The 11,131-nt window shown below is 69.7% G+C and carries 11 protein-coding genes; 7 read left to right on the top strand and 4 right to left on the bottom strand.

Going from position 1 to position 11,131, the window contains the following annotated elements:
• Positions 1–141: 141 nt before the first annotated feature.
• The 4 genes from Q2K20_RS08245 to mptB are packed head-to-tail and all read right to left on the bottom strand — an operon-like array spanning position 142 to position 4,499.
• Positions 142–1,125 (bottom strand): COX15/CtaA family protein, encoded by a 984-nt coding sequence (locus tag Q2K20_RS08245; RefSeq protein WP_082923909.1) that lies wholly within the window; start codon positions 1,123–1,125, stop codon positions 142–144.
• Between the two features lie 38 nt (positions 1,126–1,163).
• Positions 1,164–1,955, bottom strand: a complete 792-nt coding sequence (locus Q2K20_RS08250) for an ABC transporter permease (protein ID WP_269504027.1) — start codon at positions 1,953–1,955, stop codon at positions 1,164–1,166.
• The gene (locus tag Q2K20_RS08255) at positions 1,952–2,887 is read right to left on the bottom strand and encodes an ABC transporter ATP-binding protein (protein ID WP_096905450.1); all 936 of its coding nucleotides are present in this window, start codon (positions 2,885–2,887) and stop codon (positions 1,952–1,954) included. The genes Q2K20_RS08250 and Q2K20_RS08255 overlap by 4 nt, the downstream gene beginning before the upstream one ends.
• Before the next feature lie 25 nt (positions 2,888–2,912).
• On the bottom strand, positions 2,913–4,499 hold the full coding sequence (mptB, locus tag Q2K20_RS08260; protein ID WP_163375793.1) for a polyprenol phosphomannose-dependent alpha 1,6 mannosyltransferase MptB: 1,587 nt from the start codon (positions 4,497–4,499) through the stop codon (positions 2,913–2,915).
• 156 nt (positions 4,500–4,655) lie between these two features.
• Between mptB and Q2K20_RS08265 the strand changes: the two genes are divergently transcribed.
• From Q2K20_RS08265 to Q2K20_RS08295, 7 genes are read left to right on the top strand one after another with little or no spacing between them, the layout of a single operon-like run.
• A complete protein-coding gene (locus tag Q2K20_RS08265) occupies positions 4,656–5,393 on the top strand; it encodes a helix-turn-helix transcriptional regulator (protein WP_159149032.1) in 738 nt (245 codons plus the stop codon).
• Positions 5,390–6,841 (top strand): Fe-S cluster assembly protein SufB, encoded by a 1,452-nt coding sequence (gene sufB, locus Q2K20_RS08270; RefSeq protein ID WP_119191701.1) that lies wholly within the window; start codon positions 5,390–5,392, stop codon positions 6,839–6,841. Before Q2K20_RS08265 ends, sufB begins: the two co-directional genes overlap by 4 nt.
• Positions 6,842–6,846: 5 nt before the next feature.
• Positions 6,847–8,055, top strand: coding sequence for a Fe-S cluster assembly protein SufD (gene sufD / locus Q2K20_RS08275; RefSeq protein WP_154827474.1), 1,209 nt, complete (start codon positions 6,847–6,849; stop codon positions 8,053–8,055).
• A gap of 55 nt (positions 8,056–8,110) precedes the next feature.
• Entirely contained in the window at positions 8,111–8,881 is a 771-nt protein-coding gene (gene sufC, locus Q2K20_RS08280; protein WP_067716304.1) for a Fe-S cluster assembly ATPase SufC, read from the top strand.
• Positions 8,882–8,899: 18 nt separating this feature from the next.
• Positions 8,900–10,159, top strand: a complete 1,260-nt coding sequence (locus Q2K20_RS08285; RefSeq protein ID WP_163375791.1) for a cysteine desulfurase — start codon at positions 8,900–8,902, stop codon at positions 10,157–10,159.
• Positions 10,156–10,608: a Fe-S cluster assembly sulfur transfer protein SufU gene (gene sufU / locus Q2K20_RS08290; protein WP_120283272.1), complete on the top strand. Its 453-nt coding sequence runs from the start codon at positions 10,156–10,158 to the stop codon at positions 10,606–10,608. The genes Q2K20_RS08285 and sufU overlap by 4 nt, the downstream gene beginning before the upstream one ends.
• Positions 10,609–10,625: 17 nt before the next feature.
• A complete protein-coding gene (locus Q2K20_RS08295) occupies positions 10,626–11,084 on the top strand; it encodes a metal-sulfur cluster assembly factor (RefSeq protein WP_371517556.1) in 459 nt (152 codons plus the stop codon).
• Positions 11,085–11,131 lie beyond the last annotated feature (47 nt).

Consider the following 11,131-nt stretch of genomic DNA (forward strand, 5'->3'; position numbering starts at 1 on the left):
CCCCGCCGATCGGCGGGGCCGCCGTTGCTTCTTCGGTCGGCCTGGTGCGCGCCCCGAAGGGACCGGAGAGGACGCGCACCGGGCCGTCACCCGTACAGAGGCGACGCGTACCCCGCGACCCTACCGGGGTCGGCGACCCTGTCAGGCCGGCACGCGGTCCCGGATGACCCCCGCCGCCCACAGGGCGCCGGTGACGGCGGTGATCGCACCCGCCAGGGTCACGTGCGCCACGACCAGCAGCTCGGGCACCCCGAGCTGGTACTGGGTGATCCCGATGACCGCCTGCGCCGCGATGAGTCCGATGAGGATCGCGCTCCGCCGGATCGCGGGGCCCTCCGTCCGCAGCGCGACGAGCCCGGCCAGCAACCCGATGAGCAGGCAGACGTAACCCACCATGAGTTCGGCGTGGAAGTGGACGAGCCACTGGATGGGCATCTGGAGTCGATCTGCCGCGGTGATGCGCGCGTCGCCGGCATGGGGTCCGGCCCCTGTCACCATCGTCCCGGTGGTGAGGACGCCGGTGAGCAGGACGGCCGACAGCACGGTCAGCCACGTCATGGGCTTGGGCATGACCCGTCGGGGCGGCGCGGTGTCGGCCTCGCCGATGCGGACGAAGAGGACGGCGGCGAGCCAGGCGAGGATCATCGAGGGCAGCAGGTGCAGCGCGACGGTCCACCACGCGAGGCCGGCCAGGACGGTGATCCCGCCGATCACGGCCTGGGCGAGGATGCCCGCCGGCATGGCCCAGGCGAGTGCCTTGAGGCCGCGGCGGCGCCCGGCGCGGTACACCGCGAGGAGCAGCGCCACGGCGACCGCCGCGAGGACGAAGGTGAGCAGGCGGTTGCCGAACTCGACCGCCTGGTGCAGCGCCGGTGCGGCGCCGGGGACGGGCACGAAACTGGCCTCGTTGCACTGCGGCCAGGTCTCGCAACCCAGACCGGAGGCGGTCACGCGCACGGTGACGCCGGTGGTCATGATGCCGATCTGGGCGATGACGTTGGCGAGCGCGACACCCTTCTGGACCCGGATCGACGGAACGGGAAGGCGGGACAACGGTCCGGTCGATCGCCCGGGGTCGCTCGCGGCCGGGGTTCCGGAGGTCGGGGCGTGCGATGTCGAGGTCACGGCCCCGATTCTAGGCCGCGGCGCGCCGGGGTCTGCTATCAGGTGAACGAGAAGTGACGCACGGCAAATCCGCCACACACGGCCGTCCAGAGGACCAGGGACAGCGCGGCCAGGGCGGGGACGCCGCCGGCGAGCGCCGTGCCCAGCGCGGAGGTGAGCGCGTAGGAGGGGACTACGACGAGGAGGTCGGCCACCGCGGAGGGGAGGTCGACCACCCCGATCGCGAGTCCGGCGCCACCGATGAGGACGAACCAGATGAGGTTGGCCAGTGCGAGGACGATCTCCGCACGCAGGGTGCCCCCGAGTAGGAGCCCCATGGCGGAGAACGCCACCGATCCCAGGGCGATCACGAGCGCCCCCAGCGCCAGCCCCGGGAGTTCGGGCCGCCATCCCAGCAGCGCTGCGATGACGCCGAGGACGACCGCCTGGCCGGCCACCAGCACGAGCGTCGCGAGGATCTTGCCGAGGATGATGACCGCCGGCGGCAGGGGGGTGCCGCCGAGACGTTTGAGGGCGCCGTACCGGCGGTCGAAGCCCACGGCGATCGCCTGGCCGGTGAAGGCCGTCCCCATGACGGAGATGGTCAGTACCGCGGTGATCGCGTGATCGACCCGCGGATCCGGTACCGCACCGAAGTCGATCGCGGTGAGGCCGAAGAGGATGGCGACGGGGATGACCAGGGCCACGAGGAGCTGTTCACCGTTGCGCAGGAACAGCGCCAGTTCCATCCGGGTCTGGGCGGCGGTCATCCGGGCCGGGGACGCCGGCGCCGACGGGCGGGTGAAGGTGCCGGGGGCGAAGCGGTTGCCGCCGGTCTGGGTGTGGGTCATCGCAGTTCCCGTCCGGTCAGGTCGAGGAAGACCTCCTCGAGACTCCTGGTGCGGGTGGCCAGGGAGGTGAGTTGGACGCCGGCACGCTCGAGGGCTGCACACATGGCGGTCATGAGTTCGGGGGAGACCGGGCCGTGGACCTCGAGGACGCCGGCGGCGGTCCCCGCCGCGACCGTGTGCTCCCCACCGAAAACGCCGGCGAGCAGCGACGGGGACACCTCGCCGTCGACGACGAGGGTGACGCCCTCCGCGGTCCCGGCGCGTTCGAGTTCGGCGGGCGTCCCGGAGGCGACGCGTCGGCCGTGGTCGACGATCACGACCTCGTCGGCGAGCGAGGCCGCCTCGTCCATGAGGTGGGTGGTGAGCAGCACCGCGGCGCCGTCGCGACGCAGCGCGTGTACGAGGTCCCACACGGCCCGGCGTGACTGGGCGTCGAGGCCGGCGGTCGGCTCGTCGAGGAAGACCAGCTCCGGCCGGCCGATGACCGCGATCGCCAGGGACAGCCGCTGTTGTTGGCCGCCGGACAGGCGCCGGTACGGGGTCCGGACGTGCTCGGTGAGCCCGAGTTCGCCCAGCAACCAGTCCGGATCGAGGGGATCGGCGTAGTAGGACGCCACCAGCCGGAGCATCTCGCCCACCCTGGCGGCGGGGTAGGAGCCGCCGCCCTGGAGCATCATCCCGATGCGGCTGCGGACCCGCTGGCGATCGATGACCGGGTCCAGGCCCAGCACCCGCACGGTGCCCGCGTCGGGACGGGCGAATCCCTCGCAGATCTCGACCGTGGTGGTCTTGCCCGCCCCGTTGGGTCCCAGCAGGGCCATGACCTGCCCGCGCTCGAGTCGCAGGTCCAGGCCGGCGACGGCGGTGGTCGCCCCGAACCTCTTGACGAGCCCCTCGACGTGCAGCGCGGGCGTATCCGTCGGAGAGGTCACGGGATCCGAGTGTAGGCCGGTCCGGCTAGCGGAAGCGCAACAGCCCCGGCCACCGGAACAGTGCGACGAGCAGGACGGCGACCACCGCCACGGTCGCCGCCCAGGCCTGGACGGTCACGAACGGGGGCAGTCCCGCACCCGGCGGGAGGGTGAAGCAGGCCAGCACCGCGCTGACGGCGACCACCGGGAGGCGGAATTCCACCCGTGAGGCCCACGCGGCCAACGGGACCAGCGCCCACAGGACGTACCAGGGCTGCACGACGGGGAAACACAGGACGATCGCGGCCATGGACACCCCCAGCCCGCCGACCGGGTTGATCCGACCCGCCTGGACCGCGAACAGCATGCGGACGGTGAACGCGCCGGCCGCGACCAGGGCGGCGGTCTGCACCATGACGAGGATCTGTTCGGTGTGGTCCCCGAGCCCGAGATACTGTCCGATCCCGCCGACGATCACACCGAGCGCGGTGGGCGGGGAGAGCCAGCTGCGCAGCGAGGTGGCCGCCCCGAGTTTGGTGATCCAGCCGAGGCCGGACGAGGTGACAACCATCGCCGCCCCGGTGGTCACACCGCTCACCGCCACCATGACCGACGCCGCGCGCAGGGTGGCGGACCAGCTCGCACCCCACCGGCGCGCCAGGGCCATGCCGATGAACCCCAACGCCACCACGGTGGGGAGTTTGACCAGGGCCGATCCGGTGACCAGGACGGTGCCCAGGATGAACAGCGAGGTGGTGCGCCACCCGGATCCGGGGGCGTCCACCGCGCGCAGCGCCAGCACCAGTCCGACCGCCAGCAGGCCCATCATCAGCGCCTCGGAGTGGATGCCGGAGACGAGGTGGAACAGGACCAGGGGGTTGGCCACGGCCAGCCAGAGGGCGGCGACGTCGGACACGCCGCAGTACTCGGCGAGCCGTGGGACGGCCCAGCCCAGCATGAGGATCCCGATCACGGCCACGACCCGGTGCAGGATGGTCCCGGCCACCACGTCGTCGCCGGTGAGCCCGTGGATGACCTTCTGCACCCCCAGGAACAGCGGTCCGTACTGGTTGGGCGTATCGCGCCAGATGTCCGGGACGTTGATGGTGAGCGCGTGGGAGGTCCCCAGTGCAGGGACCGGTCCGAGTTCGTAGGGATCGTCGAGCTCGTTGCCGATCGCTCCCTGTGCCAGGTAGCTGTAGACGTCCCGGCTGAACATCGGCGGCGCCAGCGCGAGGGGGAGCGCCCATGACGCGATCACCCGGTCGAGCGTCGCGCGGTCGATCCGACCACTGATCCGGCCCCGCCGATCCCGCCCGAGCACGTACGGGGCGAGCAGCAGCCAACACAGGGTCACCGTGACCATCCCCGCCATGACGACCGTCATCGAGGACTGCTGCAGGCGCAGCCACAGGCCGAACAGTCGCTCGCCGGCGATCGGGTTCTGCAGGACGGGCAACGCGCCGGCCCCGAGCGCCCCGATCGCCATCGCCACGGCGGCGGTGGTGCCGATCAGACGGATGCGGCGCAGGCGGGCCATCTCCGCGGACAACGGGGACCCGGTGGACAGTTCCTGCGCGTGGAGGCGGGAGGTGACCGACCCGGCACCACGCCTGGGGTAATCGCGTGCCACAGTCCCGACCCTTCCTCCACCGCCGCTGTCGTCGCACACCTCACCCCGGCGGCGCGCCCGGGGGTGGGGGGAATATTTCCGAAACAGAAGTGTTGCGTAATATCAGGAGGTGCGTCCCGACCGGGCGCACCGAGCATAACCGGAAGGGAGTGGCGTATGAGCGTGCAGCACGTGTTCGAGAGCAGCACGCGGCCCGACACCCGCTCGTCGATCCGGGAACTCCTGTTGGAGCGCGGAGCACTCACCGCCGTCGAGATCGGACACGAGCTGGGGCTCACCGCCGCCGGTGTCCGGCGACACCTGGACCATCTGGTCGAGGCCGGCGAGGTGGAGGCCGTCCGTTCGCGGCCGGCGGGAACCCGCGGTCGCCCGGCCAAGGCGTTCCAGATGACCGTCTCCGGTCGCAGCACCGCCCGCCACGGGTACGACCACCTGGCGGTCGAGGCCCTGACCGCCCTGCGTCGAATCGGCGGCACGGCCGCGGTCACGGAGTTCGCCCGCGAGCGGGTGCGCTCGGTGATCGGTCACGTCCGTCCGGCCGAGGGCCCGCACGACGTCGAGCGCGCCGCCACGGACATCACCACCGCGCTGTCCGGTGCCGGCTACGCGTCCTCCGTAGAGGAGGCGGGCACCGGCCTGCAGATCTGCCAGCACCACTGCCCGGTGTGGAACGTCGCCTCCCGGTTCCCCGAACTGTGCGCTGCCGAGCAGGAGGTGGTGTCCGAGATAGTGGGCACCCACGTCCAGCGGCTCGCCACCATCGCGGGCGGAAACTGCGCCTGCACCACCAACATCCCGACCGGGACCGTGACCGTGAGTGACCTCGCGGCCACGATCCCTGCACCGGCCGACGCGTCCGCGTCGGCACCGACCGCCGAAAGGACAGTGCGATGACCATCACCCCCGATCAGGTGACGGCCGACGTCACGGAGCCGACCACCGATGAGGAACGAATCGCCTCCATCGGCCAGTACAACTACGGCTGGCACGACTCGGACGACGCCGGTGCCACCGCGCAGCGCGGCCTGTCCGAGGCGGTCGTGCGTGACATCTCCGCCAAGAAGAGCGAATCCGACTGGATGCTCTCCAAGCGGCTCAAGGCCCTGAAGATCTTCGACAAGAAGCCGATGCCCACCTGGGGTTCGGATCTGTCCGGTATCGACTTCGACAACATCAAGTACTTCGTCCGTTCCACGGAGAAGCAGGCCACCAGCTGGGAGGACCTGCCCGAGGACATCAAGAACACCTACGACAAGCTCGGCATCCCCGAGGCGGAGAAGCAGCGGCTCGTGGCCGGCGTCGCCGCGCAGTACGAGTCCGAGGTGGTCTACCACCAGATCCGTGAGGACCTGGAGAGCCAGGGTGTCATCTTCATGGACACCGACACGGCGCTCAAGGAGCATCCCGAGTACTTCGAGGAGTACTTCGGCTCGGTCATCCCCTCCGGTGACAACAAGTTCTCCGCCCTCAACACGGCCGTCTGGTCCGGTGGCTCGTTCATCTACGTCCCGCCGGGCGTGCAGGTGGACATCCCGCTGCAGGCGTACTTCCGGATCAACACCGAGAACATGGGCCAGTTCGAGCGGACGCTGATCATCGTCGACGAGGGCGCCTACGTCCACTACGTCGAGGGCTGCACCGCGCCGATCTACAAGTCGGACTCCCTGCACTCCGCGGTCGTCGAGATCGTCGTCAAGAAGGGCGGCCGGTGCCGCTACACGACCATCCAGAACTGGTCGAACAACGTCTACAATCTCGTCACCAAGCGTGCCCGTGCCGAAGAGGGCGCCACCATGGAGTGGATCGACGGCAACATCGGCTCCAAGGTGACGATGAAGTACCCGGCGGTCTGGCTGACCGGTGAGCACGCCAAGGGCGAGGTCCTCTCCGTGGCGTTCGCCGGTGAGGGCCAGCACCAGGACACCGGTTCCAAGATGCTGCACCTGGCGCCCAACACGTCCTCGAACATCGTCTCCAAGTCGGTGGCTCGGGGCGGCGGGCGGTCCGCGTACCGCGGTCTGGTCCAGATCAACGCCGGCGCGAAGGGCTCGAAGTCCAACGTCGAGTGCGACGCGTTGCTGGTCGACAACATCAGCCGGTCCGACACCTACCCCTACATCGACATCCGGGAGGATGACGTCACGCTGGGGCACGAGGCCACGGTCTCCAAGGTGAGCCAGGACCAGCTGTTCTACCTCATGAGCCGCGGCCTGGCCGAGGACGAGGCGATGGCCATGATCGTGCGTGGTTTCGTCGAGCCGATCGCCAAGGAACTCCCGATGGAGTACGCGCTCGAGCTCAACCGCCTGATCGAACTGCAGATGGAAGGATCGGTGGGCTGACCACCATGACCGACACCACCGCACCCGAGACCGGGTCCACCCCGGCACCCCTGACGGACCGCTACGGCGTCCCCGTCGACGCCACCAAGGGCGACCAGTTCTCGTCGTTCGACGTGGGCGCCTTCGAGGTACCCAGCCACAAGGACGAAATCTGGCGGTTCACCCCGCTGCGTCGTCTGCGCGGTATCCACGACGGCTCCAACATCACCGCGACCGGTCGCCTGCTGGCGTCCGTCGCCGAGCACGACGGTCTGACCGTCGAGACGGTCGCCATGGACGACAAGCGCGTCGGCGAGGCCGGGGCACCCCGCGACCGCGTCGCCGCACAGGCGTTCAGCTCCGCCTCCGAGGCCACCGTCATCACGGTCGCCAAGGAGACCGTGATCGACGAGCCCGTCTACGTGACCGTCGACGGCCCGGGCGAGGGCGAACTGGCCTACGGCCACACCCAGGTCCGCCTCGAGGCGTTCGCCAACGCCACGTTCGTCGTGGACCAGCGTGGCGGCGGAACGATCGCCGAGAACGTCGAGTTCATCGTCGGCGACTCCGCCCACCTCGAGATCGTGCTCATCCAGGACTGGGACGACGACGCCCTGCACCTCGCGGGTCACCACCTGCAGGTCGGCCGCGACGCGACACTGACCTACACGACGGTGACGTTCGGTGGCGAGCTCGTGCGCGTCTCCCCGTTCGCACGGTTCACCGCCCCCGGCGGCACGGTCACCCTCAACGGCCTGTACTACGCCGACGACGGGCAGCACCTCGAGCACCGTCTTCTCGTGGACCACTCGGAGCCCAACTGCACCTCGCGGATCCTCTACAAGGGTGCGCTGCAGGGCGACGCCAAGTCGAGCCTGCCGGACGCACACACCGTGTGGATCGGTGACGTGCTGATCCGCGCCCGGGCCGTGGGCACCGACACGTATGAGATGAACCGCAACCTTGTACTCACCGACGGTGCCCGCGCCGACTCGGTCCCGAACCTGGAGATCGAGACCGGCGAGATCGCCGGTGCGGGCCACGCCAGCGCCGTGGGACGGTTCGACGAGGAGCAGTTGTTCTACCTCATGTCCCGGGGCATTCCCGAGGACGTCGCACGGCGACTCGTGATCCGCGGGTTCTTCGGCGAGGTGATCAACCGCATCGGCGTTCCGGAGGTGCGCGAGCGGATCACCGAGGCCGTCGAGTTGGAGCTGGAGTCCTCCGGCATCTGACGAGCCCCGCCAGTACATCCCCCACGACTTCTCACACAGATTGCGAGCACTACCCATGACCACTCTCGAGATCAAGGGCCTCACGGCCCGCGTCGCCGCGACCGAGGACTCTCCCGAGACCGTCGAGATCCTCAAGGGAGTCGACCTGACCATCGAGTCGGGCCAGACCCACGCCATCATGGGGCCGAACGGCTCCGGCAAGTCCACCCTCGCCTACGTCATCGCCGGCCACCCCAAGTACGAGGTCACCGGCGGCACCGTGACGCTCGACGGCGAGGACGTCCTGTCGATGGAGGTCGACGAGCGGGCCCGCGCCGGCCTGTTCCTGGCCATGCAGTACCCGACCGAGATCCCCGGGGTCTCCACCGCGAACTTCCTGCGCTCCGCGGCCACCGCCGTCCGCGGTGAGGCCCCCAAGCTCCGCCACTGGGTGAAGGAGGTCAAGGAGGCCATGTCCGACCTCGACTTCGACCCGGCGTTCTCCGAGCGCAGCGTCAACGAGGGATTCTCCGGCGGCGAGAAGAAGCGTCACGAGATCCTGCAGCTGGACCTGCTCAAGCCGAAGATCGCCGTGCTCGACGAGACCGACTCCGGCCTCGACGTGGACGCGCTTCGCGTGGTCTCCGAGGGTGTCAACCGCTACAAGGCGGAGGAGAACGGCGGCATCCTGCTCATCACGCACTACACCCGCATCCTGAAGTACATCACCCCCGACAAGGTCCACGTGTTCGTCGACGGCCGCGTCGCCGCCTCCGGTGGCGCAGAACTGGCCGACGAGCTCGAGGCGAACGGGTACGAGAAGTACCTGACGCCGGCGAACGCCTGACCGGACAGCTGGGAGAACATGACCTCGACCCTCGATCTCACCGCCGTGCGCTCGGATTTCCCGATCCTGCAGCGCACGGTCCGTGACGGAAAGCCCCTGGTCTACCTCGACTCCGGGGCGACCTCGCAGCGCCCGATGCAGGTGTTGGACGCGGAGCGGGACTTCCTGCTGCACTCCAACGCGGCGGTCCACCGCGGTGCGCACCAACTCGCCGAGGAGGCGACGGACGCCTACGAGGGCGCCCGTGCCGACATCGCGCGGTTCGTGGGTGCCGACGTCGACGAGCTGGTCTTCACCAAGAACGCCACCGAGGCGCTCAACCTCGTGGCCTTCGCCCTTGGTGACCAGCGCTTCGGCGAGTACGCGGTGGGCCCCGGGGACGAGGTCGTCATCAGCGAGCTCGAGCACCACGCGAACCTCGTGCCGTGGCAGGAGCTATGCCGACGCACCGGCGCCACACTGCGTTGGTACGGCATGACCGACGACGGTCGGATCGACCTCGACTCGCTCGAGCTCACCGACGCCGTCAAGGTCGTCGCACTGACCCACCAGTCCAACGTCACCGGCGCGGTGACGGACGTCGCCCGCGTGGTGGAGTCCGCCCGGGCCGTCGGCGCGCTCGTCGTGCTGGACGCCTGCCAGTCGGTGCCGCACATGGCGGTGGACTTCCACGCCCTCGGCGTCGACTTCGCGGCGTTCTCCGGCCATAAGATGCTCGGGCCCACCGGCATCGGCGTCCTCTACGGCCGGCGCGAGTTGCTGCAGGCCATGCCCCCGGTCCTCACCGGCGGGTCGATGATCTCCACCGTCACCATGGAGGAGACGACCTACGCCGACCCGCCCCAGCGATTCGAGGCCGGGGTGCCCATGGTGTCCCAGGCGGTCGGGCTCGCCGCGGCGGTGCGCTACCTCGAGCAGGTCGGGATGGAGACCATCGCCCGCCACGAGGAGTCCCTCACCGTGGCCGCGCTCGACGCCCTCGGCCAGATCCCGGGGATCCGGATCGTCGGCCCGACGGACATGGTCTCGCGCGGCGGCGCCGTCTCCTTCGTCGTGGACGGCATCCACGCCCACGACGTGAGCCAGGTGCTCGACGACGACGGTGTGGCCGTCAGAGTGGGGCACCACTGCGCGTGGCCGCTGCACCGGCGTCTCGGCGTGCAGTCCACCGTGCGGGCCTCGTTCGCGCTGTACAACACCCTCGACGAGGTCGAGGCTCTCGCGAGGTCCCTGCGCCGAGCCCAGCAGTTCTTCGGAGTGGAAGGGGCACTCACGTGAAACTCGAGCAGATGTACCAGGAGGTCATCCTCGACCACTACCGCCGTCCGCAGCACAGCGGACTGCGGGAGCCCTTCGGCGCCGAGGTGCACCACGTCAATCCCACCTGTGGCGACGAGCTGACACTGCGGTTGCGGTTGTCCGACGATCTCGCCACCGTGGAGGACGTGTCCTACGACGCGCAGGGATGTTCCATCAGCCAGGCCTCGACCTCGATGATGGCCGAGTTGCTGGTCGGCCGTCCCGTGGCGGAGTCGCTGGAGGTGGTCGACGCCTTCCAGGCGATGATCTCCTCCCGCGGACAGGACGAGGGCGACGAGGAGATCCTCGACGATGCCGTGGCGCTGGCCGGGGTGTCGAGGTACCCCGCGCGCGTCAAGTGCGCACTGCTGGGCTGGATGGCGTTCAAGGACGCCCTCGGCCGACAGACCGAACACCATCAGGAGTGAGTGACATGACCGAGCAGATGACCCCTGCCAACGATCCGTCGGTCGACGAGTCCGCGTCGACCGAGGAGAACGCCACCCCGGCCGGAACCGTCTACAACGGCGAGTTCCGCCCCGACCCCAACCGGCCGGAGCAGTCCGAGGAGGACCTGGCCCTCGTCGCGGACCTCGAGGAGGCCATGCGCGACGTGGTCGACCCCGAGCTCGGGATCAACGTGGTCGACCTCGGGCTGGTCTACGACATCTGGGTTCGCCCGGGTGAGACCGAGGGCTCGACGATCGCCCGCGTCGACATGACGTTGACCTCCGCGGCCTGCCCCCTGACGGACGTCATCGAGGATCAGGCCCGCAGCGCGACGATCGGCGCCGATCTCGTCAACGACCTCGAGCTCAACTGGGTCTGGATGCCGCCGTGGGGACCGCAGATGATCACCGACGACGGCCGCGAGCAGCTCCGCGCCATCGGCTTCACGGTGTAGCCGCGCCCCGGTCACGCGACAGAGCGCCCGCCCCCTCGAGAGGGGGC

The organism is Dietzia sp. IN118, from assembly GCF_032905965.1.
Classification (GTDB): Bacteria; Actinomycetota; Actinomycetes; order Mycobacteriales; family Mycobacteriaceae; genus Dietzia; species Dietzia kunjamensis.

Bases quoted from the DNA above. Each gene is read 5' to 3' on its own strand.
- Q2K20_RS08265 (WP_159149032.1), top strand. From the start codon at position 4,656: ATGAGCGTGCAGCACGTGTTCGAGAGCAGCACGCGGCCCGACACCCGC.
- Q2K20_RS08285 (WP_163375791.1), top strand. From the start codon at position 8,900: ATGACCTCGACCCTCGATCTCACCGCCGTGCGCTCGGATTTCCCGATC.
- Q2K20_RS08295 (WP_371517556.1), top strand. From the start codon at position 10,626: ATGACCCCTGCCAACGATCCGTCGGTCGACGAGTCCGCGTCGACCGAG.
- sufD (WP_154827474.1), top strand. From the start codon at position 6,847: ATGACCGACACCACCGCACCCGAGACCGGGTCCACCCCGGCACCCCTG.
- Q2K20_RS08250 (WP_269504027.1), bottom strand. From the start codon at position 1,955: ATGACCCACACCCAGACCGGCGGCAACCGCTTCGCCCCCGGCACCTTC.
- sufB (WP_119191701.1), top strand. From the start codon at position 5,390: ATGACCATCACCCCCGATCAGGTGACGGCCGACGTCACGGAGCCGACC.
- sufC (WP_067716304.1), top strand. From the start codon at position 8,111: ATGACCACTCTCGAGATCAAGGGCCTCACGGCCCGCGTCGCCGCGACC.